Raw genomic sequence first — 24,724 nt, 5'->3', positions numbered from 1 at the left:
TCTACAGGATAAGCGAAATTTCGTAATACTTGTCTGAATTAAGGACGTAAATCCAATCGGTCAGATCCTTCTCGTGTGAAATCAAAAGTGGAAACCCAATCCAAGATATCAATCTGATTTCGCATCTCTGCTGGAAAGGCCCCAAAGGGGGCGGAGGCACGGACAATGGCGAGAGCCTGTCGATCTAATTCAGGATTACCAGAGCTGCGTCCAACACTCAAACCATCCTTACCTTGAGCATTATTAGCAATACGTCCTTGAGCATCTACGCTCACCACAATGACCAAACTGCCATACAAAGGCCTACCATTGGCGCGCGGGAAAAATGTGCTTCCATAGGCCTCTATCTTTTGACGCATGGCATCGTAATACTGCGCAAATACGACGGCCTTCGTGCTCGCTCCAGTCAAGACCTTACGGCGAGGCTCGCGTCCGTTTATCTGCAAACGTTTCGCTAACTCAGCCTCCAGAGAATTCAGTTGAGATATTGTATTTTTCTCATCCCCGCTTTTACGACCACCTGATAGCGCTCGATCTTCCTCAAGCTTTGCGAGCATTTGCTTTTGCTGCTTCTCTAATATCTCCAGTCGGGCATCTGAACCAAGTCTTGCCCGATGGAGTGCGCTAGCGTCTTGATTAGAGGTATTGCCACCTCCATTTAAATCTGCCTGCGCCAATTTATTCGCCTGCTTAGGTGCCACCGAATTACTGGCGTTGACCAAGACAACACTGAGAGGCGTATTTAAGCGGCGATTCTGAATTTCTCCAATCCCCCAGCGAAACGATAAGAAAATGAGGTGAGCCAGAATAGAGAGGCACAGCGCATAGCTAAATGGATGGCAGCGCCAAGCACTATCCAGGCGCTGGGCCAACTGAGTCAACTTAGGAGGGACTGGCATCACTCTCAGGAGCTTCTGGAGTTTCTATATGAACAACTCGAACTGCCGCGGTGAGTTGCAAGAGGTCCACTTCAGCAATATTCACTTCAGCTCGAGTCATACGCGGATGGGAAGCTAATTCAGGTATCGGCAAATGCAATGGGACAGGCTCTACTCTGGACATGCCTTCCTTGAGATGTCTCACAAAGACTTGTTTGGGGGTTGCATCTTGATTGATCCATCTCAAGCACCAATACTTTTCAAGACGATCTTGGTATTCGCCATAAGCTGAATAGCAAGCTTCAAAGTCAGCAGCGACCCCCATCAATGCAGCATCTCGTGGTGGAAATGGTGCCACCATTTTTGCGGTGATGCCATGCTTTGCTATGGCAATCAACTGCCATTGATTGACTAAATCGGAATAGCGACGCAAAGGCGAAGTACACCAAGCGTAATAATCTAAGCCTAAGCCCTCGTGAGGTCCTGGCGTTGTCTGCATACGTGTGCGCAATGGGCCCCAACCTTTTTGCGTACGAAATAGCCCGGGCAAACCATGGTCAGCCAACAAACGGCCTGAAGCACTATTGCAATAAATCATCCACTCAGCAACGATGGTATCGAGAATTGAGCCTCGTTGGCGAGGTGAAATCTCAACTCGCTGTTCGCCATCAACTGCTTTGATTTGAAAATGAAAATCTCTCGCCAAGGCATTCGGATCTAAGACCCCTAATTGCTCAGCACGCAATCCATTAGCTATGCGCTGTTCTTGACGACCTGCATGCAATAACTTCGCTGCAGCCCATAAAACACTGAGCTCTTGACGATAAGCATAGTCAGCAGATGCATCGGCCAAACTTTCTTCCGTTACTAAATGCTCTACATTTTCTAAGCGAAGATTTGCTACCATCGGAACCATTTCGGTGCGCAACTGGAGCGACTCTTTATCCACAACTCCAGTTGAATCAATATCCACATAAATCGATAGAGCTGGGCGAGCAGCACCTTCATCCAAGGAGAACTGCGCAATCACCGTATCAGGCAACATGGTAATTTTGTCACCAGGGAAATACACGGTGGACATGCGAGTGCGCGCGACCTTATCTAAGGCGTCATCCTTAGCGATCACCAGACCAGGCGCTGCGATATGGATACCAATACGGTGCCCACCTCCCTCAAGCGCAGTGACTGATAAAGCATCATCAATTTCAGTGGTACCTGAATCATCAATCGAAAATGCACTGACTTCAGCTAAAGGTAACTCCAAAATGGCGGCATCTAATGCAGATTGCTCAACCACCAAACTCTGATCATGTGCAGCACCGTGAGGAAAGTAGGATTTTAAGAACATGCCTTGGTGATACTGCAAAGGTGAATCAATTGCGCCACAGCGAATCATCAATTGCGCAGGTGACTCTCCAGACTGGGTACAAGCTGCGATCAATGCTTTATAGGCCAAGGTGTTTTTATCGGGAGAAAACAAGAGTTGATTTGCTTGAGACTTGAGCACTTCTGGAAATATGCCAGCCACCAACTCTTCCTGCCATCTAGCTTGCTGCTCTAATTCCTTTTGCTTGCGTTCCAGCGCTGCCAAACCAGCCTGTAACTGTTCTAGTGGCGCACGTTGGAAACGCCCCCGTCCCTTGCGGCGGAAAAATACTGGCGCCCCCTGCAAGGCAATCGCTAATGCAGTCTGTTGCGGGATACTTGCTTGTGCGCCAAAGTACTCTTTGGCAACATCCAGCAAACTAAATTCTTCATCAGGCGCGCAATCCCATAAGAATTGCAAATCAATCTCTTTAGATAAATTATTTGCTTCATCCATCAATGCATGCGGTTCTGGTTTTTCAAAACGAAGCCAGACTTCTTTTGCCTTTAACTTAATCTTCTTACCTGATAGGCTAGTCGCCTGCCATGACTCGGCTTCTCCAGCGCCCGAGGTAGACTGGACCGTAGCGACCTTAATGTCGCCACCCTCTTCATATAAAAGGTGCATTGTTAGAGAGAGATCCCGCCGCTAGCCTCAAGAGCAACGCCATTCACATAGCTCGCTTCATCGCTTGCTAAGAATAAGTAGACATTCGCCATTTCATCGGGAGTACCTAAGCGACCCAACCAACTCCGCCTTTCAATATCCTTCAATATATTTTCTGGCATGGCTTTAACCATCTCAGTGGCAATAAAGCCTGGGCATACTGCATTCACCCGAATACCTTTTGGACCCAATTCACGCGCCCAGGTTTTAGTGAAACCAATCACGCCAAATTTTGTGGCCGAATAATTTGTTTGGCCAAAGTTTCCATAAATTCCAACAACACTTGAGGCATTGACAACAGCGCCCTTACCGGCTTCTAGCATATGTGGCACTACAAGTTGAGTGCAATTAAAAACGCCCTTTAAGTTGACATCAATAACCGTATCAAATTGTGCCTCTGTCATTTTAACTAGGCGGGCATCTTGAGTAATGCCGGCGTTATTTATCAAGATGTCAATGCGCCCATGGCGTTGCATGATTTGATCAACAGCTGCTTCAACACTCGCACGATCAGTCACATTCATGAGATAGGCCTCTGAGCCTGGAATGAGGTCTGTAGCAGCTTTCACGGCCTCGGGATTCACATCGGTAATCATGACCTTCGCACCTTCTTGCGCAAAACGTTTTGCAGTTGCAAAACCGATGCCTTTTGCAGCACCAGTAATAATAGCTACTTTATCTTTTAGTCTCATAGTCATTACTTTGCCTTCTCTTTTATTGCAGTCAATATTTTTTGGTGTACTCCACCAAATCCGCCATTACTCATCACCAAAATATGATCTCCAGGTTTAGCCTCTTTTGCCACCGCATTGACTAAAGCACTTAAGTCATCAAAAGCCCAGGCACGCTCTTTTTCCTTAGTATTTAAGGGTGCCAAGACTTCGTTTAAATCCCAACCCAAAGAATCTTTGCCAGCACTAGCGCCATAAGCAAAAATCTTGTCGGCTGCTTCGAGGCTAGTTGGTAGTTGGGCCTTCATAACGCCGAGTTTCATCGTATTGGAACGAGGCTCTAGCACCGCCAGAATTCGCGACCGCCCTACCCTGCGACGCAAGCCGTCAAGTGTAGTAATAATCGCAGTGGGGTGGTGGGCAAAGTCATCATAAACCGTCACCTCATTTTCAACGCCAATGGTTTCTAAACGCCGTTTCACATTTTTGAACTCAGCTAAAGCACGTGCGGCATTAGTTGGTGAAATACCAATGTGATTTGCCGAAGCAATCGCGGCTAATGCATTGAGTTGATTATGACGACCCATGACACCTGAGTCTGGTGCCCAAGTCACTGTAGCGACCTCTTTACCATCTTGCAAAACAGTAAAGCCATCTGCTGCCTGAGAAATCAATGACCAGGCATTGCTTTTATCTTGCCCAAACTTTTCAACAGGTGCCCAAGCACCTCTTGCGATGACTCTTTCTAAAGCAGGCTCCTCACCATTTACGACTAACAAACCTTTGCCAGGCACCGTACGAACTAAATGATGAAACTGCGTTTCGATTGCAGCAAGATCAGTAAAAATATCAGCGTGATCAAACTCGAGATTATTTAACAAAGCAGTGCGTGGACGATAGTGAACAAACTTACTGCGTTTATCAAAAAACGCAGTGTCGTATTCATCCGCCTCAATCACAAAATATTTACTCTCGCCTAAGTGGGCTGATACCGTGAAATTTAATGGCACTCCACCAATTAAATAACCCGGCTTGTAATCGTTGAACTCTAAAATCCAAGCCAACATGGCAGAAGTGCTTGTTTTACCGTGCGTACCGGCAACAGCCAATACATGTCTTCCAAAAAGTACTTGTTCACCTAGCCATTGGGGGCCAGAGGTATAGGGGAGTCCTTGATTAAGAATGGCCTCCATCAATGGATTACCACGCGAGACAACATTGCCGATGACAAATAAATCTGGCATCGTCTCAAACTGTAATAATTGATCAGGCGAAAATCCCTCGATGAGCTCTATGCCCTGCGCTTCAAGCTGAGTGCTCATTGGTGGATACACGTTGGCATCACAGCCAGTTACACGATGTCCGGCTTGCCGAGCGATTGCGGCAATGCCGCCCATGAAAGTACCGCAAATGCCCAAGATATGAATATGCATTGGGGAATTTTAGCTAAGGAGTAGCAATGAACCGAAGACAGTGGATTAGCATCATTGGATTTAACCTCGTAGCCCTTGCTGCGGGAGTGCTGACTTCGCAATGGATCTTCAAAACAGAGCTAGCTGACGATCCCGCAATCAAAGCCTTTTTTGCCAATCCATGGCAAACACCCGATGGAAAATCGGTCGATACCAAAGAATGGCAGGGGAAAGTCTTGGTTGTGAACTTTTGGGCCTCCTGGTGCCCTCCCTGCGTTGAAGAAATGCCTACTTTGGATCAATTACAGACAGAGTTCAAGAGTCAAAATGTATTATTTGTCGGCATCGGCATCGATTCACCCTCTAATATTCGTGAATTCCTTGCAAATACCCCAGTTTCCTACCCCATTGTGATTGGTGGGCTTGAGGGTAGTAGTATTTCTAAGCAGATGGGCAACTCTCAAGGCGCACTCCCCTACACCATCATTATTGATGCCAAGGGGAAGTCGACTAGCAGCAAATTAGGCAAGATAAACGAAGAAGAACTCAGAAAAGCTATTAAATTAGCTTTATAGGCTATTTTAAGTACTATTAAAGATTTTTATTCTGACAAGAAATGCTTATTTTTAGCCAGAATTTTGCAATACCCCCTTTTAAATCAAAAAAATGGCGAATTTAACGCCTATTTTCCAGGCTTTCCATCGGGTTCTGGGGGTATACTTCCCGGTACCTAGTGAAGACTGCTCTTCACAAAGTAAGCAGTTTTAGAGAAAAGCTCTTTTAACGTAATTAAACCTAACTGCCTCTAAAAATATCGATCTATGTCGAAAAATACTTCAATTCTCGTTATCCAAGGTCCCAACCTCAATCTGTTGGGCACCCGTGAGCCAGAGGTTTATGGCAAAACTACCCTAGAAGATATTCATACAAAGCTTGGTGTGATCGCCAAGTCTCACTCAGTCGATTTATCCACTTTCCAAAGCAATCATGAAGGCGAGCTGATTGATCGAGTTCAAAAAGCTAAGCAAGACGGGGTTGATTTCATCATTATTAATCCGGGTGCCTTTACCCATACAAGCGTTGCCTTGAGAGATGCCTTGGCTGGAGTTGCCATACCGTTTACTGAAATACACCTGTCTAACATTCACCAACGTGAAGAGTTCCGCAAACACTCCTACCTGTCGGATATTGCTACTGGAGTGATCTGTGGATTAGGTGCGATTGGTTATGAATTAGCACTGCAAGCAGCAATTGCACGTTTACAAAAATAAAAATTAATTAAGAATTACAAGAGAGGAAGCCTTTCCATGGACTTGAGAAAACTAAAAACCCTGATTGACCTTGTTTCTGAATCAGGAATTTCTGAATTAGAGGTCAATGAAGGTGAAGATCGCGTTCGAATTGTGAATGCTGGATCTTCAGTACCTGCCGGTCAAGTGGTTTACACCAATCCAGCGCCAGCTCAAGCAATACAAGTCGCTCCTGCTGCTGCACCAACTGCCGCTCCAGTTGCCGAAGAAGCACCTGCCGAAACTGGCTTTATTGCTCGCTCGCCAATGGTCGGCACCTTTTATCGAGCTCCAAATCCAGAGTCCCCGGATTTCGTGAAGGTTGGCGATACGGTCACGGTTGGTCAAACACTCTGCATTATTGAAGCGATGAAGCTCCTCAACGAGATTGAATCGGAGCAAGCTGGTGTCATTAAGCAAATTCTGTGCCAAAACGGCCAAGGTGTTGAATTTGACCAGCCGCTATTCATCATCGCTTAATTCCACCCTCTTAGATCTATCCCAATCCACCGTTACTTAACTCAGAGCCGACATGTTCGATAAGATTCTGATTGCCAATCGCGGAGAAATTGCTCTCCGTATCCAGCGCGCATGTCGCGAGTTGGGAATAAAAACTGTGGTGGTCTACTCGACCGCAGATAAAGAGGCTAAATATGTGAAGCTTGCAGACGAAGCAGTCTGCATTGGGCCTGCCCCATCACCACTGAGCTATCTCAATATGCCAGCCATCATTTCAGCGGCGGAAGTGACCGATGCTGAAGCGATTCATCCAGGCTATGGCTTTCTCTCTGAGAATGCAGACTTTGCCGAGCGCGTAGAAAAATCTGGTTTTGCATTTATTGGACCTACTGCAGCTTCTATTCGTCTAATGGGCGACAAGGTTTCAGCTAAACGCGCCATGATTAAAGCGGGAGTTCCTTGCGTCCCTGGCTCTGAAGGCGCATTACCAGACAACCCAAAAGAAATTATTGCTACCGCAAAAAAGGTGGGGTATCCGGTCATCATCAAAGCAGCCGGTGGTGGTGGTGGTCGTGGCATGCGCGTAGTACATACCGAAGCAGCCCTTCTTAATGCAGTCAACATGACTAAAGAGGAAGCTGGTCGCGCTTTTGGTAATCCAGAAGTCTATATGGAGAAGTTTCTAGAGAAACCTCGACACGTAGAGATACAGATTTTGGCCGATACCCATGGCAGCGCCATTTGGCTGGGTGAGCGCGATTGCTCGATGCAACGTCGGCACCAAAAAGTCATTGAAGAAGCTCCAGCGCCTGGCATTGATCGTCGTTTGATCGCCAAGATTGGTGAGCGTTGCGCAGAAGCCTGCAGAAAAATTGGTTATCGTGGCGCTGGTACTTTCGAGTTTCTTTATGAAGGCGGCGAATTCTTCTTCATCGAGATGAATACCCGAGTTCAAGTAGAGCACCCAGTTACCGAAATGATTACTGGTGTCGATATTGTTCAAGAGCAAATTCGGATTGCAGCTGGCTTAAAACTGAGCTATCGCCAAAAAGATATCGTTTTCCGTGGTCACGCCATCGAATGCCGTCTTAATGCGGAAGATCCGTTTAAGTTCACCCCTAGCCCAGGCAAAATTGGCTCATTCCACATGCCGGGCGGCCCCGGCATACGCGTTGACTCTCATGCATACAGCGGTTATGTAGTGCCATCCAATTACGACTCAATGATTGGCAAACTCATTTCTTATGGCAATACTCGCGAACAAGCGATACGCCGCATGCAAATTGCACTCTCCGAGATAGTGATTGATGGCATTACAACTAATGTGCCGCTCCATCGTGAACTCATGCTCGATCCGAACTTCATGGAAGGTGGAACTAGCATTCACTACCTAGAGCACCGCCTCGAAGAACAAGCCGCTAGCCGCGGCAACCCGAAGTCTTAGGTTCATTGATGCTAATTTGGAGTAAGCATGTCCTATCGTGAACTCATTTTCACGGTACCAGCAGAAATCGCTGAGCCTTTAGGCGATGTATTGCTTGAATTAGGTGCACTCTCCGTTACCGTTGAGGATGCCGCCGCAGGTGGTTACGATGAAAACCCACTGTATGGCGAACCGGGGCTCTCGCCCGAAGTTCAAGCTTGGGATCGCTCTTCTGTAACCGCTTTATTTAATCCAGAAATGGATGATTCAGATGCGGTGAATTTCATCCCTGAGCTTCTTGCATCTCTGAAGGAAGCAGGATTTAATCTCCCAGCTCCACAAGAAAAGATTGTTGAAGAACAGGATTGGGTTCGCCTAACCCAAAGTCAATTTGCTCCGATTCAGATTGGTGAGCGTATTTGGGTGGTTCCCTCCTGGCATGAGGCACCTTCAGACCCCAATGCGATTTGCTTGGCGGTAGATCCAGGCCTAGCATTTGGTACTGGCAGTCATCCCACCACACACCTTTGCCTACTTTGGCTTGAAAAAAATACACCTCTCGCGAATCAAAGTTTGCTCGATTACGGTTGTGGATCTGGGATTTTGGCGATTGCAGCTGCAAAACTAGGATGTAATCCGGTCGTTGGTACCGATATTGATCCACAAGCCATGGTAGCAGCACGTAGCAATGCAGAAATCAATAACACGACCATTTGTTTTGTTCTGCCCAATGAAAATGCGCCAGAACTCGCAGCAGAATCCAAATACGACATCGTGATGGCCAATATTTTGGCCAATCCACTACAAGTTTTGGCGCCAGCCTTGGTAAACAAAATACGCCCAGGTGGAAAAATTGTTCTATCAGGTGTGCTTGCTCGCCAAGTCGAGGAAGTAATTGCAACCTATAGCCAATGGCTAACCCTTTCCGTCTGGAGAGAAAGTGAAGGCTGGGTCTGCTTGCACGGCACCCTCCCCGAAAAGGGCGGCAAAGCAAGTTTGATTGGTAAAACGATAGGCACTGCGGCACCGGCTCAAAAAAAAAGTCTTAAATTAATTCTTCTCAGTCTTTTTTTCATCCTGATCATCATTGTTGGCGAGCACCTCTCTAGAAATTCTTTACTGCCGACATTAGCAACACGTGTTGACGGTAGCTCCTCTGTGATTGCAACAAACAGTTTTTCTCTTTTGCAGAAGTTTGATGAACAATTGTGTCGTGCACTAGGGTGTGTAAATCGATCTGTGAGCGATTTTGCTGCTTGGAAAATAACCTCTGTCACCCTGTCACCTGAAAACGCGCGAGAGGGCCTTAAAAACCCTTCAAATCAATCTGTGTTGCAAGTTGAAATACAAAATCGTCTCGCCATTCCAGTTTTATTCCCCAATTTAGAAATTTCCCTTACCGATGCAGAAGAATCTGATATCAAAACAATTCGGTTTACTCCGCAAGAATGGCTACCAACATCTTGGCAAGGGTCACATCCTGAATTTTTACGTCAAGGCGCCCCTTCTGGTGAAATTTTTCATTCGGAATTGTCAATCTCTCTTCCGCAAAATGCTGCCGGCTATCGTGTCAGAATTTTTTATCCTGAAAAATAGGCCACAAACTCTATTTCATACTCAATCCAATCGATTTTTATTAGAAGGTAATCTTATTTATGGCTAGCTTAATCTGCGGTTCTATCGCTTACGACACCATCATGAACTTTGAAGGCAAATTTGCCGATCAAATCCTACCAGAGCAGATTCATATCCTCAATGTGGCTTTCTTAGTCCCTACGATGCGTCGTGAATTCGGTGGTTGTGCAGGCAATATTGCATACAACCTCAAGTTGCTTGGCGGCGACCCAATCATCATGGCAACGGTAGGTGGCGATGCCACCCCTTATCTTGACCGCCTTAATCAACTCCAAATTGATCCAACGCATATCCGTCAGATTGAGCATGCATTCACCGCTCAAGCGATGATCACCACCGATCAAGCTAACAATCAAATTACCGCCTTTCACCCTGGCGCAATGGGTGAATCTCATCTAAACCAAGTTTCCGCAGTCATTGCGGAGCGAAGCAAAAACACTAAAGCTAGCGCCAAGTTCGGAATTGTTGCTCCAGATGGCCGTCAAGGAATGTGGGAACACTGCCATCAGCTAGCTGAATCAGGTATTCCGTTTGTATTTGATCCAGGCCAAGGTTTGCCGATGTTCAACGGCCCAGAACTACTCGAGTTGGTAGATATTGCCAGTTATGTAGCTGTTAATGACTACGAAGGCGAAATGCTCTCTCAAAGAACTGGCCTAAGTCTAGATAAAGTAGCGCAAAGAGTAAAAGCTTTGATCGTAACCAAGGGGGCTGAGGGTGCAGATATCTACTTTGAGGGTAAATGTATTGCGATTCCGCCAGTACCAGCAGCTAAAGTAGTTGATCCAACTGGATGTGGTGACTCATTCCGAGCTGGCTTGCTGTTTGGATTGGAAAGCGGCATGGACTGGGAAACTACCGGTCGATTGGCCAGCTTGATGGGTTCAATCAAAATCACGCATCAAGGACCACAAAATCACCAAATGAGTAAAGATGAGATTGCTGCTCAGTTCAAATCTGCGTTTGGGTTTGCAATCTAAAGAGGATTATTCTCGAGCGCAGCAATAAAAAAGGGATCTCGTGAGAGATCCCTTTGAACTTCACATGCCTACAAGCAGAGCTTATGGGCGTGCGCCAGTTGGGAAGGGCCAAGCAGCAGCTGGATTCAACGGAGTTGAAGCGGCAGCTTTTTTAGCCACGGGCTTTTTTACAGCTTTGCCCGCTTTCTTCGCAGCAGGCTTACTTACTTTTTTTTTGCTACTTTGCGAGCTACTTTTTTAGCAGCAGGCTTTTTAGCAGCAGGACGCTTCTTAGCAGCAGCTTTTTTAGCAGCAGGCTTCTTAGCAGCAGCTTTTTTAGCAGCAGGACGCTTCTTAGCAGCTACTTTTTTAGCAGCAGGCTTCTTAGCAGCAGCTTTTTTAGCAGCAGGACGCTTCTTAGCAGCTACTTTTTTAGCAGCAGGCTTTTTAGCAGCAGCTTTTTTAGCAGCTGGTTTCTTTGCAGCAACTTTCTTCTTGGCGATTGCCATAGTAATGCTCCTTCACGTGAGGATTAGTACAAACTACCGATTAAGAAGACCCGACCATTCATTTCCGCCCGGTTTTGCAACCGATTGGAGCCGACGAGCGAGCCATTCATCGGCGCGCGGCTTGATACTAAGTGCTGCACGCTAATGAATCCTGGAAAAAAAGCCGCAGTCCCAAAGGACAACGGCTTCTTAAATTTGCTAGAAAAAATAGAGAGAGTAATCCAGATACCCTTAGATAAGGGTTTTCGGATTTGAGTCTGGTTTTGCTGACTTTTAAAACTATCCAACCGTCTAATCTCCTATTTAGCCGGCTATGCGCTTTCTAATTAATCACTTATTCCCAACTTAGCGCACCGCCAGTTTGATACTCAATAACGCGTGTCTCAAAAAAGTTTCTCTCTTTTTTCAGATCAATCATTTCTGACATCCATGGGAATGGATTCTCTTCATTTGGGAACATCGCGTCAAGTCCTATTTGCAAACATCTGCGATTACAGATATATCTTAGGTAACCTTTGAACATCGGCGCATTCAATCCAAGCACTCCGCGAGGCATCGTATCCTCTGCATAACGGTACTCTAATTCAACTGCTTTTTCGAAGATCGCTTTGATCTCATCTTTGAACGCAGAAGTCCATAACTGCGGGTTCTCCAGCTTGATTTGATTAATTAAATCAATGCCAAAATTGCAGTGCATAGACTCATCGCGAAGGATGTATTGATACTGCTCAGCAGCACCCGTCATTTTGTTTTGACGACCCATTGCAAGTATTTGCGTAAAACCAACATAAAAGAATAAACCTTCCATGACGCAGGCAAAAACGATCAAGGATTTGAGCAACATTTGATCGGTCTCTAACGTCCCGGTTTTGAAATTAGGGTCAGTTAATACATCGATAAATGGAATTAAGAACTGGTCCTTAGCGCGAATCGACTCAATCTCGTTATACGCATTAAAGATTTCGCTCTGATCTAAACCCAAAGATTCGACAATATATTGGTAAGCGTGAGTATGAATTGCCTCCTCAAACGCTTGGCGCAATAGATATTGACGGCATTCTGGGGCAGTAATATGGCGATAAGTACCCAAAACAATGTTGTTTGCCGCCAAAGAATCTGCTGTCGTAAAGAAACCTAGATTGCGCTTAATGATGCGGCGTTCATCTTCAGTTAAGCCGTTAGGATCCTTCCAAAGCGCGATATCGCGATTCATATTGATCTCTTGTGGCATCCAATGATTTGCACAACCAGCTAAATACTTTTCCCAAGCCCACTTATATTTGAATGGAACCAACTGATTCACGTCAGTCTTGGCATTAATGACGCGCTTATCAGCAGCATTGACACGCAAAGCTGCACCACTAGTTGCTGCAGGCGCCGCAACTTGAGGGGCAATCGCGACCTCATCTGCTTGTGGGCGCTGCGGCTCAGCCACAACTGGTTGCTGTGCAAGGCTAGCTTTCGCTAGCGCAGGAGCAACTTCTTCTTCCCAATTCAACATAACAATCTCCTAAATTCTCTTATAGATCAGTAAGAAATACTTACTGACAAGCTTCACATTCTTCAAATCCAGCATCGCCTGGGCGCATTGTGCATGCAGGACCATCTAACTCCTGCGCTGATGCCGCATCCGTACCATTCACACCACCGCCACTAGATACCGCATTTAACTGGCCGCTTGTAACCGTTGACTTCTCAACGTGCGTTGCAGCCATTGTGCGGAGGTAGTAAGTAGTTTTAAGGCCACGCAACCAAGCTAACTTGTACGTATCATCCAATTTCTTGCCTGATGCGCCAGCCATGTAGATATTGAGTGACTGTGCCTGGTCAATCCACTTCTGACGACGTGAAGCGGCTTCAACCAACCAGCTTGGCTCAACTTCAAATGCAGTGGCGTACAAATCACGCAAATCTTGTGGAACACGATCAATCTTGGATAAAGTGCCGTCAAAGTACTTCAAGTCAGCAATCATTACTTCATCCCAAAGACCACGATCCTTCAAGTCGCGTACCAAGTATTCGTTTACTACAGTGAACTCGCCCGATAGGTTAGATTTCACGAACAAGTTCTGGAATGTAGGCTCTATACAAGCAGACACACCAATGATGTTAGAAATTGTTGCCGTTGGTGCAATGGCTATGCAGTTGGAGTTGCGCATACCAAATTGCTTAATACGTGCACGTAAGCTGTCCCAATTCATAGTGGAAGAACCATCTACTTCAAGGTAACCGCCACGCTCTTGAGCCAACAACGCTACTGAGTCTTGTGGAAGAATGCCGCGATCCCACAAAGATCCTTTGTAAGTACTGTAAACGCCGCGCTCTTCAGCTAGCTCATTTGATGCTTGATAGGCGTAGTAACAAACCGCTTCCATTGAAGAATCTGCAAACTTCACCGCCTCATCACTAGCGTAAGGAATGCGCTGCATATGCAAACAATCCTGGAAGCCCATAATGCCCATGCCAACTGGGCGATGCTTCAGGTTAGAGTTACGTGCTTTAGCAACTGCGTAGTAATTGATGTCAATTACGTTGTCTAGCATGCGCATTGCGGTGCGAACTGTTTTCTGAAGTTTCTCGTGATCCAAAATCATCTTGCCAGATGCATCAGTAGTCATATGCGCTGTCAAATTCACAGAACCCAAGTTACATACTGCAATTTCGCTCTCGTTTGTATTGAGAGTGATTTCAGTGCACAAGTTAGAGGAGTGAACTACGCCAATGTGCTGTTGTGGGCTACGAATGTTGCAAGGATCTTTAAAGGTGATCCATGGGTGACCCGTTTCAAATAACATACCCAACATCTTGCGCCACAATTGTTGTGCAGGAATGCGGCGGAAGGGTTTTAATTCACCAGCATCTGCTTTTTTCTCGTAGGCAACATAGGCTTCTTCAAAAGCCTTGCCAAATTTGTCATGCAAGTCAGGCGTATTTGAAGGTGAGAATAATGTCCACTCACCACCCTCCATCACGCGCTTCATGAACAAGTCTGGAATCCAGTTAGAAGTATTCATATCATGTGTACGGCGACGATCATCACCTGTGTTCTTACGCAACTCAAGAAACTCTTCAATATCTAAGTGCCATGTTTCTAGGTAAGCACAAACTGCACCCTTACGCTTACCGCCTTGGTTCACAGCAACCGCTGTGTCGTTCACCACTTTTAAGAATGGCACTACACCCTGTGACTTACCGTTAGTACCTTTGATATGACTTCCCAAAGCGCGAACATTTGTCCAGTCATTACCTAGGCCTCCGGCAAACTTAGACAAGAGTGCATTTTCTTTCAAGGCTTCGTAGATACCATCCAGATCATCATCCACGGTTGTTAAGTAGCAGCTAGATAATTGAGGACGTGTTGTCGCTGAGTTAAATAAAGTTGGCGTACTGGACATGAAATCAAATGTAGAAAGGATTTCATAAAATTCAATTGCACGGCGCTCACGATCCAACTCGTTCAAAGACAAGCCCATTGCAACGCGCATAAAGAAAGCCTGCGGCATTTCAATACGACGGTCTTCAATGTGCAAGAAATAGCGGTCATATAAAGTTTGCAAGCCGAGATAATTGAACTGTAAGTCACGACTTGCATTTAAGGCGGCGGCCAATCTTGGTAGATCAAACTCACGCATGCGTGGATCCAACAATTCAGCAGAAATACCTTCGTTAATGTACTTGGCAAAATAGGTGCCGTACTCAGCCTGCATATCGCCTTGCAATACTTCACGCCCCAGGATTTCCTTGCGAATCACGTGCATCAAAATACGTGCAGTCACTTGACTGTATGCAGGATCTTTTTCAATCAGAGTGCGTGATGCCAAAATTGCAGAGTCATACACTTGCGCCATCGGCACACCATCGTACAAATTCTTGATAGTCTCAGTGATGATCGGGCTCGCATCAATATTGTTACCAAGGCCTTCGCATGCGGCCTCAATAATGGTACGCAAAGCAGCCATATCGAGCCACTTCTCTTGGCCATTGTCGGTAACCTTAAGACCGGATTCGCCCGCTTGAGTAGCTGCTTGAGTTTCTTGAGCGATACCCTGTTGTGTTGCACGCTCTTGGTTGCGCTTTTCACGATATAGAACATAAGCGCGAGCGACATTGTGCTCTCCACTACGCATCAAGGCCAACTCTACTTGGTCTTGAATATCTTCAATATGGAAAGTTCCCCCATTTGGACGACTACGCAACAAGGCGCGTACTACTGCATGAGTTAATTGCTCTACTTGTTCACGAACGCGTGCGGAAGCGGCGCCCTGGCCACCATTCACCGCTAAAAATGCTTTGGTAACCGCAATAGCAATTTTTGAAGGCTCAAATGCCACCACTGAGCCATTTCGGCGAATGATTTTGTAGTCAGACAATTGGGTTGTTTGGCCACCACCTACTCCACCAGCCACGAAGCCAGCAGATGGGGCTTGATTCATAGCTTCCGAAGGGTTCATCCCTGGATTATTTGTGCCAGCAGTCTGTCCTACTGTCTGGGGGTTGGCATATGTCATATTTTTCCTGCTTATATATAGTTATTTGGATAAAAATCGTTTGAAAACAATAGGGTATTGCTGTATTCAAACACTACATCTAGTGTCTTGAAGTGCATTTGGTACTAAGTATAGGGAAATATTCGGAATTTAGTAAGATATTTCTGGCGAATATTTATAAGTATTTTTCCCTATATTTTCAATAAATTAGGGCTCATTTTGGTGCAGTTTTTGTAGCCCTTTTTAGCCAAAGGGCAAGAAAGTGAGCGTGTGCTCACATACTAATTTAGAGACCTATCGCTGATCTAAACCAAAGGGGAATTTCTCAACAGGAATGTTGTTTTTACTCTGAAACTTTTTCCAATCAAACTGCATGCCTGGATCAAGCTTTCTTCCTGGAGCAATATCACTATGCCCGGCAAACTGAAGTTTGGGGTAAATCGCGTTTAGTTGGGCACTTAATTTAGTAAGTGTCGAATATTGAATATCTTCAAAAGGATGGTCGCTATCACCCTCTAACTCAATCCCGATCGAGAAATCATTACATTTTTCACGACCCAAGAAGGAGGAAACGCCTGCATGCCAAGCTTTGTTATGGGTAGAGACAAACTGAAAAACCTCACCACGACGAGAAATTAAGAAATGGCTAGAGACTTTCTGGTTGGCAATCTCTTCAAAATAAGGATGCAGCGAAGCATCTAGCTTATTTTGGAAAAAATCCACAATAAATTGAGTGGAGACACGATCTACAAAACCGCTAGGAGGTAGGCTGATGTGATGAATGACTACCAAATCTGGCACAAGGGCTGATGGTCGAATATCCTGATTGGGTGAGAGGCGCCAAGCAGCGGAGCCCAGCCAACCCTGATTATCAAGATTATCGCGATGCTCTTGGGAGCAATAGAAGCGATTCTCTTGCGTAAGTGCTTCAGATTGCGGGAGGTGCAAGGAACAATGATGGCATTGAACAATCACCTCTGGCTCAACAGCTTTAGTTCGCTCTGCTTTTATCTTGGCAGCTTCACTCGTATTGAGCTTAGTTTGTTTTTTGCCTTTTATCCAAAGGTACAAAGCACCTGCGCCAACAAATAATAGCAACCACTTAATCAAAATATCATGCTCTCTGAAGAATGACTTCCAAAACAAATCGGCTGCCAACATAGGCTAGGAGCAAGGCGATATATGCACTCAAAACCCAGCGGACAGCTACGCGCCCACGTAAGCCTACACGCCAACGCGCTATTAAGAGCCCAGTAAATAAGACCCAGGAGATCAAGGCAAAGATAGTCTTATGATCAAAAACAAGTGGCTTACCAAACAAGGTTTGAGAAAAGAGGAGTCCGGAAAATACAGTCAAACTCAGAAGCGCAACACCCACATAGAGCAAGTTAAACAGGAGGCTTTCCATAGTCATTAATGGAGGCAAATCCTCAAGCCAATGGGCTAAGCGGCTATTTGGAGTGATGACCAACTGACGATGTAGCGCACGATCTTGAATACTCATTAACGTAGCGTGAATCGCTGCTAGACTCAGCAAGCCAACTGAGATAGTCGCCACAATAAAGTGTCCTTTAAACCAAGGATCAGACACTGCTTTTGGAGAAATCAGGGTGCCAGAGAAAATTGCCGGTAGAACTGAGCAAACCAGTGCAAAACACAAAATGAGCCAGCGCAAACTCGAGATTGGCAAAAACCAAGACTGAAACCAATAAAAAGCGAGGCCTACCCAAGCGATCAGCGATAGATCCTGAGCGAAACCAAATACAAATCCCTCTGGCGTAAAGACTGAGTCATGTAACTGAATTCCATGTACTAGCAAAATCACCAAGATCAGCGCCTGAATTAAGCCCGCAAAAGCCGAGGACTCCACCTTTCCCTTGGGCCGAGAGCCCAAAAAGACCAAAAGAAGTAAATAAAGTACGGATGGGAGCCATCCCGAGCCTGAGTAACCTAAAATATCCATCTAGAAAGTCTAATCGATAAATGCTAGAGAATCTCACCGATCGCCTATCTCGTGTTGTTAAAACAATGCGGGGGCAGGCTCGCCTTACTGAGGCGAATACCGCAGAAATGCTTCGGGAGATCCGTCTGGCCTTGTTGGAGGCAGACGTCGCGCTTCCCGTTGTTAAATCTTTACTAGAGCAAATTAAATTTAAAGCCCTTGGTGAAGAAGTAGTCGGCAGTCTCAGCCCGGGCCAAGCGCTAGTAGGTGTTGTACAGCGTGAACTGGCTCAAGTCATGCGTGGCGACACCTCACAAAGTGGTGAGCTCAATCTGGCTACCCAACCCCCAGCAGTAATCCTCATGGCTGGCTTACAGGGTGCAGGTAAAACTACCTCCGTTGGTAAGCTAGCTAAATTTCTGCAAGAGAAGAAGAAAAAGAAAGTGCTGACTGTTTCTTGCGACGTATATCGTCCAGCTGCCATAGAGCAACTAGAAACCGTCAGTAAACAAGTTGGCGCTGAATTTTTCCCAAGCAATAGCAATCAAAAACCTAGTGAAATCGCCGCCGCAGCCCTAGATTGGGCGCGCCGTCATTATTTTGATGTGCTGCTAGTGGATACAGCTGGTCGTCTCGGTATAGATGAAGCGCTCATGCAAGAAATTAAAACTTTGCATGCTAATCTCAATCCAATTGAAACCTTATTCGTAGTCGATGCCATGCTGGGTCAGGATGCTGTCAATACAGCTAAAGCATTCCATGAGGCACTCCCACTCACTGGTGTCATACTCACTAAGTTAGATGGTGATTCACGTGGTGGTGCTGCGCTTTCAGTACGCCAAATCACTGGGGTACCGCTCAAGTTCATTGGTATTGCTGAGAAGATGGACGGTCTCGAAGCTTTTGATGCTGAGAGGATGGCGAGCCGTATTTTGGGTATGGGCGACATTCTTGCCTTGGTTGAACAAGCTCAACAAAACGTCGACGTTGCCAAAGCAGAAAAGCTCGCCAGCAAAATCTCAAAGGGTGGATTTGATCTAAGTGACTTCCGAGATCAACTCGCACAGATGCAACAAATGGGTGGCATGGCTAGCTTGATGGATAAGTTACCAAGTCATATGGCGCAAGCAGCCTCTAAAACGAATATGAGCGCTGCAGATAAACAAACAAAACGGATGCGCGGCATCATTGACAGCATGACACCAAAAGAGCGTGCCAAACCTGAGTTACTAAAAGCTACTCGCAAACGTCGTATTGCAGCCGGTGCGGGTGTCGAGGTTCAAGAAGTAAATCGTCTATTAGCGCAGTTTGAGCAAATGCAAACCATGATGAAGCAATTCAAGGGTGGCAAGATGGCACGCACCATGGCATCCATGGCTGCAAAAGGAGCCGCCAAGGGTATTGGCGGACTCTTTAAAAAATAATCGTTAGAAAAAATTTCTATCTTAAGAAACTAATTTCTTAGCTGCCTCGATTGCAGAAATTACTTTTGCTGTAATTTCTGGCAGCGGAATATTGATTGATTCAGCATCAGTACGGCCCTTGAACTCTACCTGAGTATCTGCTAAACCACGATCACCAATCACGACTCGGAATGGCACACCGATTAGCTCCCAATCAGCAAACATTGCCCCGGGTCTCTCGCCGCGATCATCAAGTACCACATCCACCTGAGCAGCAAGCAACTCATCATGCAATTGATCGGCAGCAGCTTTCACTGCTTCAGATTTATCATAGCCCATTGGGCAGATCACCACCTCAAATGGTGCCATCGAAATCGGCCAGATAATTCCACGCTCATCATTACCCTGCTCAATTGCTGCGCCCAATAAACGTGTTACGCCAATGCCATAACAACCCATTACCATCGGCTGTGCTTTGCCTTGCTGATCTAAGTAAGTGCAGCCCATTGCTTCAGAGTACCGCGTACCCAATTGGAATACATGGCCTACCTCAATACCTCGACAAATATCGACAACACCTTTACCGTCAGGGGACGGATCTCCCGCAACTGCATTGCGCAGATCCATTACCAAAGGCTCTGGCAAATCACGGCCCCAATTCACTCCGGTTAAGTGATAGCCTGCTTCATTAGCACCACATACAAAGTCTGCCATATTAGCAACAGTGCGATCTGCCACTATGGTTACAGCAGCATCAATTCCAACTGGGCCTAAATAGCCTGCTGGTGCATTACATGCTTGCTTGATCTCAGCCTCACTAGCAAAGCGTGACTCAGCCATACCGGGAATCTTGCTCGCTTTAATTTCATTGAGCTCATGATCGCCACGTACTAGCACCATAAATAGCTTAGTCGGACCTTCTCCTTGATCAGCAGCAAACAATAATGATTTCACGGTTTGCTCTAGTGGCAACTTTAAAAACTTCGCTACGTCAGCGCAATTAGTTTGGTTTGGTGTAGCAACTTTAGTCATTGCCTGAGTTTCAGGACTTCGTGACACAATCAAGGACACTGACTCAGCAGCCTCTAGATTGGCAGCGTAATCAGAGTTCGGACAATACACAATCGCATCTTCACCAGTATCAGCTATCACATGAAACTCTTGACTACCTGATCCACCAATGGCGCCGTTGTCTGCCGTTACCGCACGAAATTTCAAACCCATGCGTTTGAAAATTCGGGTGTAAGCATCGAACATGATTTGATAAGATTTTTTCAATCCATCGGCATCACGATCAAAGGAGTATGCATCCTTCATACTGAACTCGCGCCCACGCATGATCCCAAAACGAGGGCGACGCTCATCACGGAACTTAGTCTGAATTTGATAAAAATTCACTGGGAGCTGCTTGTAACTCTTAATTTCATTACGCGCTAAATCTGTCACAACCTCTTCAGATGTTGGTTGAATTAAAAAGTCGCGGTCATGGCGATCTTTAATGCGGAGTAACTCAGGCCCCATCTTCTCCCAACGACTCGTCTCTTGCCACAACTCTGCAGGCTGAATCATTGGCATTAGTAACTCGATTGCGCCTGCGCGATTCATTTCCTCGCGGATGATGTTCTCAACCTTGCGAATAGACTTCAAACCCAAGGGTAAATAGTTGTAAATACCTGCGCTGAGCTTACGAATTAAACCGGCACGCACCATGAGTTTGTGCGAAACCACCTCAGCGTCGGAAGGGGCTTCTTTTAACGTGGCTAGAAATGACTGAGAGGCTTTCATGTATGGATATAATCAAATCATTGATTTTAAAGGATTTGAGGCACGATCTCATGCTTGACCGTGAAGGGTATCGACCCAATGTCGGCATAGTCCTCCTCAATAGCCATAACGAGGTTTTCTGGGGAAAGCGCGTTGGGCAGCATTCGTGGCAGTTTCCACAGGGTGGGATTCAGCATGGCGAGAGCCCAGAGCAGGCCATGTACCGCGAATTGCATGAGGAAGTTGGCTTGCTGCCGGAACATGTCCAAATTATTGGACGGACCAGGGACTGGCTTCGTTATGACGTCCCTGAGGAGTTCTTGCGCCGCCAACATCCCTCCAAAACCCATAGAGCCAGCTATCGCGGTCAAAAACAAATTTGGTTTTTACTGCGTTTAGTTGGTCTGGACAGCGATATTCACCTTCGCGCCTCGGAGCACCCTGAATTTGATGCTTGGCGCTGGGTTCCATTTTGGATTCAACTAGATTCAGTGATTGATTTCAAGCGCGAAGTCTATCAGCTAGCCCTTTCTGAACTGGCACGCTACCTATCCCGCGGCATCCGTATGCAGCAACTTGCCTGGGGATCTCCTCTCGATTTACTTCAATCCCTCTATGGGGGCGAAGAAGATGAGCCTATAGAAGTAAAACCCACTGACAAGCCATGATGAAAACCTCCACTTGTATTCTGCGACCCTCAATCCTTGGTTTAGCGATCAGCTTGGCTCTAGCTGGATGTGCGGGCGATCCTCTAGAGAGTGGGGTCGATCCATTTGCACCGATGGTATTTAAGGAGGGCACTACGGCAATGCCACTAAACCCCCCCAATAAGACAGCTATTCAGCCTTTTTATGTGTCACAACAGACTATCTTTAAGTTTGCGGTTGACATTGACTCCATTTTGATTGGCAACGATGGTGTTACTAGATACACCGTTATTATTACTAGTCCCAATGCTAACAACCAAGTTCAATACGAAGGTATTCGTTGCGACTCTTTCCAATGGCGCTTATATGGTACTTTTGAGAGTGGAACATGGAGAGAAAACCCACTTTCCAGCTGGAACATGATTAAGGATAATGTTCCAAATCGCTACCAAGCTGCTTTAGCTCAAGGTGCTCTTTGCAATTTCACTTCCCAAGAAAAAAACATCAAGACTATTATTCAATCACTCAATCCAAATGGATTCATAGGCGGCATCAAACCCACCAACTCTTATGGAGTGATGGATTAAACCAAGATGCAGTTAAATCTTAGTGCTTGGTGATAGATAAGTACCCAGTTTTTCACCCTTGATTAGGCGCGTAAGCACATCTGACTCACGCCCACAAGCAATGATAGTAGAGGCTCCACTTTGGGCTGCAACCTTAGCAGCAAGTACCTTGGTTAGCATGCCTCCCTTGCTGAGCTCGCTTGCAGCTCCTCCAGCCATTTTTTCTAAAGCAGGATCACCAGCGATAACATCACTTAAAAGAGTGGCAGAAGCATCTTGACGTGGATCAGCGGTATACAAGCCACCCTGATCAGTCAGAATTACCAACAAATCTGCATGAACTAAATTAGTGACTAATGCGGCTAAGCTGTCGTTATCACCAAATTTAATTTCATCAGTAACAACAGTGTCGTTTTCATTGATGATTGGGATAACACCCAGTTTCAGCAAGGTATCTAAAGTCGCCTTAGCGTTAGCGTTACGCTCTGCATGCGCTAGATCAGCATTAGTTAATAATACTTGCGCGCTTCGTAAATTAAATCGCGCAAAACAACTTTCATAAACCTGAACCAATCCCATTTGACCAACGGCAGCTGCAGCTTGTAGTTGATGAATTTCTTTTGGGCGCTTAGCCCAACCAAGACGCTGCATGCCTTCAGCAATCGCACCGGAACTTACCATCAATACCTCATTGCCAGCGGCCAATAAGGCGGCCATTTGTTCGGCCCACATACCAATTGCAGCACGATCTAAGCCTTCACCATTGTTGGTGACTAGACTTGAGCCTACCTTAACTACGATGCGCTTCGCTTTTTGAGTGTTCATATCAATGACAACTGCTTAATCTGGAGTTTTATCTTCTGGCTGAGATTGCTCTTGGTAGCGGGGATCAGCAGCACGTTCATCTTCATCATCTCGATCCTTGCGAATAGAGTCTAAATAATCTTGCAATGAGTAGCACAGCTTATCGCAACCCAAGCCTGTTAAAGCAGAGATCTCAAACACAGGGCCCTTCCACTTAAACCGCTTAATAAAGTCCGCAACTACTTGCTTGCGATCTTCCTCGGGAATCATATCGACTTTGTTCAGCACCAACCAACGCGGCTTTTCAACTAGCGCTTCATCGTACTTACGCAATTCATTCACAATGGCTACAGCATCTGCAACCGGATCAATATTTTCATCAAATGGTGCAACATCGACTAAATGCAAAAGCACACCGGTACGCTGTAAATGCCTTAAGAAGCGATGGCCCAAGCCAGCACCCTCTGCCGCACCCTCAATCAAACCTGGAATATCAGCAATCACAAAGCTACGCTCAGCACCTACACGCACCACACCTAAATTGGGGTGTAGCGTAGTAAATGGATAGTCTGCAATCTTTGGACGGGCGTTAGATACAGCGGTAATCAAAGTGGATTTACCGGCATTCGGCATACCCAACAAACCCACATCAGCCAATACTTTTAACTCGAGCTTGAGCTTGCGACGCTCACCCTCTTTACCATTTGTCTTTTGTCGAGGAGCACGGTTAGTACTACTCTTAAAGTGAATATTTCCCCAGCCACCAACACCACCTTGCGCCAAACAAAGACGCTCGCCGTGGGTAGTTAAGTCAGCAATTGGCTCACCAGTTTCATAATCAGAAATGATGGTGCCAACTGGCATACGTAACTCAATATCGTCGCCTGCGCGACCATAGCAATCAGCACCACGGCCCGGCTCACCATTTTTTGCGGTATGCGTTTTAGCATAGCGATAGTCAATCAAGGTATTAATATTGCGATCCGCAGTAGCCCAAACACTTCCGCCTTTACCACCATCGCCACCATCGGGCCCACCGAATTCAATAAACTTTTCGCGGCGCATGGAGGCACTCCCGGCACCACCTTGGCCAGCTATGACTTCAATACGAGCTTCGTCAATAAATTTCATGAATAAAAAAGGCCTCGCTTAGCGAGGCCTGTTCCTAAGAGTTAAATTCGGAATAAATCTGAATCAAACGTGTCTCAGTCAGGCGCCTTATGAACGCGGAAGAACTGAAACCTGGGCCTTCTTCAAAGCACCCTTAACGCCAAATTCCACTTGTCCGTCGACCAGAGCAAACAAAGTGTGATCCTTACCAATGCCAACGTTCATGCCCGGATGAACTCGTGTACCACGTTGACGAATAATGATGCTGCCGGCGTTGATTTGCTCGCCGCCAAAAACCTTAACGCCTAAGCGTTTCGATTCTGAGTCGCGGCCATTTCGTGTCGAGCCGCCGCCTTTTTTCTGTGCCATATCTTTCTCCTGCTATTTAGCCGTTAGCCTTAATTAGGCTTTGATCGTGTTAATCAGAATTTCTGTGTAATTCTGACGATGGCCTTGGTGCTTTTGATAATGCTTGCGACGGCGCATCTTAAAGATTGTCACTTTATCGTGACGTCCCTGGGAGACGACAGTGGCCATCACAGCTGCACCATTAACCAATGGATCACCCAATTTGAGTGAAGCGCCTTCGCCTACGGCTAAGACTTGGTCAAGAGTGATTTCGCTGCCGATTTCCGCTGGTATCTGTTCTATTTTCAATTTTTCGCCTGCAGCAACTTTATACTGTTTGCCACCGGTTTTTATGACCGCGTACATGGTTTGAAACCTCAATTAAT

The 24,724-nt window shown here is 46.1% G+C and carries 21 protein-coding genes and 3 pseudogenes; 10 read left to right on the top strand and 14 right to left on the bottom strand.

Annotated features, from left to right (window positions below; translation table 11 throughout):
- Positions 1-38: 38 nt before the first annotated feature.
- Genes ICN43_RS02370 through mpl form a run of 4 tightly spaced genes read right to left on the bottom strand, consistent with a single transcriptional unit; the run spans position 39 to position 5,014 of the window.
- Positions 39-899, bottom strand: coding sequence for an energy transducer TonB (locus tag ICN43_RS02370; protein WP_216197017.1), 861 nt, complete (start codon positions 897-899; stop codon positions 39-41).
- Complete coding sequence (locus tag ICN43_RS02365) at positions 883-2,871, bottom strand: ribonuclease catalytic domain-containing protein (RefSeq protein WP_216197016.1); 1,989 nt, start codon at positions 2,869-2,871, stop codon at positions 883-885. The genes ICN43_RS02370 and ICN43_RS02365 overlap by 17 nt, the downstream gene beginning before the upstream one ends.
- Before the next feature lie 2 nt (positions 2,872-2,873).
- Positions 2,874-3,602 (bottom strand): 3-oxoacyl-ACP reductase FabG, encoded by a 729-nt coding sequence (gene fabG, locus ICN43_RS02360; RefSeq protein ID WP_216199843.1) that lies wholly within the window; start codon positions 3,600-3,602, stop codon positions 2,874-2,876.
- 5 nt (positions 3,603-3,607) lie between these two features.
- Positions 3,608-5,014 carry a UDP-N-acetylmuramate:L-alanyl-gamma-D-glutamyl-meso-diaminopimelate ligase gene (gene mpl / locus ICN43_RS02355; RefSeq protein ID WP_216197015.1) on the bottom strand — a complete coding sequence of 469 codons (1,407 nt, stop codon included), beginning with the start codon at positions 5,012-5,014 and terminating at the stop codon, positions 3,608-3,610.
- Between the two features lie 26 nt (positions 5,015-5,040).
- On the opposite strand from mpl, the gene ICN43_RS02350 reads away from it, so the two are divergent.
- From ICN43_RS02350 to ICN43_RS02325, 7 genes and pseudogenes are all read left to right on the top strand, one after another.
- Positions 5,041-5,568, top strand: a complete 528-nt coding sequence (locus ICN43_RS02350; RefSeq protein WP_216197014.1) for a TlpA disulfide reductase family protein — start codon at positions 5,041-5,043, stop codon at positions 5,566-5,568.
- A gap of 246 nt (positions 5,569-5,814) precedes the next feature.
- Positions 5,815-6,264: a type II 3-dehydroquinate dehydratase gene (gene aroQ / locus ICN43_RS02345; RefSeq protein WP_216197013.1), complete on the top strand. Its 450-nt coding sequence runs from the start codon at positions 5,815-5,817 to the stop codon at positions 6,262-6,264.
- Between the two features lie 36 nt (positions 6,265-6,300).
- The gene (gene accB / locus ICN43_RS02340) at positions 6,301-6,762 is read left to right on the top strand and encodes an acetyl-CoA carboxylase biotin carboxyl carrier protein (protein WP_216197012.1); all 462 of its coding nucleotides are present in this window, start codon (positions 6,301-6,303) and stop codon (positions 6,760-6,762) included.
- 52 nt (positions 6,763-6,814) lie between these two features.
- A complete protein-coding gene (gene accC / locus ICN43_RS02335) occupies positions 6,815-8,185 on the top strand; it encodes an acetyl-CoA carboxylase biotin carboxylase subunit (RefSeq protein WP_216197011.1) in 1,371 nt (456 codons plus the stop codon).
- Between the two features lie 27 nt (positions 8,186-8,212).
- Positions 8,213-9,142 (top strand): annotated as a pseudogene (gene prmA / locus ICN43_RS11145) (50S ribosomal protein L11 methyltransferase); the annotation flags it as partial.
- 180 nt (positions 9,143-9,322) lie between these two features.
- Positions 9,323-9,760, top strand: a complete 438-nt coding sequence (locus ICN43_RS11140) for a DUF3426 domain-containing protein (protein ID WP_370623191.1) — start codon at positions 9,323-9,325, stop codon at positions 9,758-9,760.
- 59 nt (positions 9,761-9,819) lie between these two features.
- Positions 9,820-10,779: a carbohydrate kinase family protein gene (locus ICN43_RS02325; RefSeq protein WP_216197009.1), complete on the top strand. Its 960-nt coding sequence runs from the start codon at positions 9,820-9,822 to the stop codon at positions 10,777-10,779.
- A gap of 81 nt (positions 10,780-10,860) precedes the next feature.
- On the opposite strand, the pseudogene ICN43_RS02320 reads toward ICN43_RS02325, so the two are convergent.
- From ICN43_RS02320 to ICN43_RS02300, 5 genes and pseudogenes are all read right to left on the bottom strand, one after another.
- Positions 10,861-11,252, bottom strand: a pseudogene (locus ICN43_RS02320) (histone); the annotation flags it as partial.
- Positions 11,253-11,601: 349 nt separating this feature from the next.
- Positions 11,602-12,768 (bottom strand): ribonucleotide-diphosphate reductase subunit beta, encoded by a 1,167-nt coding sequence (locus ICN43_RS02315; protein ID WP_216197008.1) that lies wholly within the window; start codon positions 12,766-12,768, stop codon positions 11,602-11,604.
- 40 nt (positions 12,769-12,808) lie between these two features.
- Positions 12,809-15,775 carry a ribonucleoside-diphosphate reductase subunit alpha gene (locus ICN43_RS02310; protein WP_216197007.1) on the bottom strand — a complete coding sequence of 989 codons (2,967 nt, stop codon included), beginning with the start codon at positions 15,773-15,775 and terminating at the stop codon, positions 12,809-12,811.
- A 273-nt stretch (positions 15,776-16,048) separates the two neighbouring features.
- Positions 16,049-16,915, bottom strand: coding sequence for a 1,6-anhydro-N-acetylmuramyl-L-alanine amidase AmpD (gene ampD / locus ICN43_RS02305; protein ID WP_216197006.1), 867 nt, complete (start codon positions 16,913-16,915; stop codon positions 16,049-16,051).
- On the bottom strand, positions 16,869-17,717 hold the full coding sequence (locus tag ICN43_RS02300) for an inner membrane protein YpjD (protein WP_216197005.1): 849 nt from the start codon (positions 17,715-17,717) through the stop codon (positions 16,869-16,871). The genes ampD and ICN43_RS02300 overlap by 47 nt, the downstream gene beginning before the upstream one ends.
- Positions 17,718-17,737: 20 nt before the next feature.
- Here ICN43_RS02300 and ffh point away from each other — a divergent pair, with 20 nt between their 5' ends.
- Positions 17,738-19,120: a signal recognition particle protein gene (gene ffh / locus ICN43_RS02295; RefSeq protein WP_216197004.1), complete on the top strand. Its 1,383-nt coding sequence runs from the start codon at positions 17,738-17,740 to the stop codon at positions 19,118-19,120.
- A gap of 21 nt (positions 19,121-19,141) precedes the next feature.
- On the opposite strand, the gene ICN43_RS02290 is transcribed toward ffh, so the two are convergent.
- Positions 19,142-20,884: a proline--tRNA ligase gene (locus ICN43_RS02290; RefSeq protein ID WP_216197003.1), complete on the bottom strand. Its 1,743-nt coding sequence runs from the start codon at positions 20,882-20,884 to the stop codon at positions 19,142-19,144.
- A 50-nt stretch (positions 20,885-20,934) separates the two neighbouring features.
- Here ICN43_RS02290 and ICN43_RS02285 point away from each other — a divergent pair, with 50 nt between their 5' ends.
- Together ICN43_RS02285 and ICN43_RS02280 are read left to right on the top strand one after the other, a co-directional pair.
- Positions 20,935-21,531 carry an RNA pyrophosphohydrolase gene (locus ICN43_RS02285; RefSeq protein WP_216199841.1) on the top strand — a complete coding sequence of 199 codons (597 nt, stop codon included), beginning with the start codon at positions 20,935-20,937 and terminating at the stop codon, positions 21,529-21,531.
- The gene (locus ICN43_RS02280; RefSeq protein WP_255533385.1) at positions 21,528-22,097 is read left to right on the top strand and encodes a CNP1-like family protein; all 570 of its coding nucleotides are present in this window, start codon (positions 21,528-21,530) and stop codon (positions 22,095-22,097) included. Before ICN43_RS02285 ends, ICN43_RS02280 begins: the two co-directional genes overlap by 4 nt.
- Before the next feature lie 21 nt (positions 22,098-22,118).
- On the opposite strand, the pseudogene proB reads toward ICN43_RS02280, so the two are convergent.
- The 4 genes and pseudogenes from proB to rplU form a co-directional block, all read right to left on the bottom strand.
- A pseudogene (gene proB / locus ICN43_RS02275) lies at positions 22,119-22,901 on the bottom strand (glutamate 5-kinase); the annotation flags it as partial.
- 15 nt (positions 22,902-22,916) lie between these two features.
- Positions 22,917-24,011 carry a GTPase ObgE gene (gene obgE / locus ICN43_RS02270; protein WP_216197001.1) on the bottom strand — a complete coding sequence of 365 codons (1,095 nt, stop codon included), beginning with the start codon at positions 24,009-24,011 and terminating at the stop codon, positions 22,917-22,919.
- Positions 24,012-24,098: 87 nt separating this feature from the next.
- On the bottom strand, positions 24,099-24,359 hold the full coding sequence (gene rpmA, locus ICN43_RS02265; RefSeq protein WP_015420374.1) for a 50S ribosomal protein L27: 261 nt from the start codon (positions 24,357-24,359) through the stop codon (positions 24,099-24,101).
- Between the two features lie 33 nt (positions 24,360-24,392).
- The gene (gene rplU / locus ICN43_RS02260) at positions 24,393-24,704 is read right to left on the bottom strand and encodes a 50S ribosomal protein L21 (protein WP_041484800.1); all 312 of its coding nucleotides are present in this window, start codon (positions 24,702-24,704) and stop codon (positions 24,393-24,395) included.
- Positions 24,705-24,724 lie beyond the last annotated feature (20 nt).

Origin of the sequence: Polynucleobacter sp. UK-Mo-2m-Kol15, assembly GCF_018881505.1 — a bacterium.
Lineage (GTDB): Bacteria > Pseudomonadota > Gammaproteobacteria > Burkholderiales > Burkholderiaceae > Polynucleobacter.
This window is presented reverse-complemented; position numbering and strand designations above follow the sequence as displayed.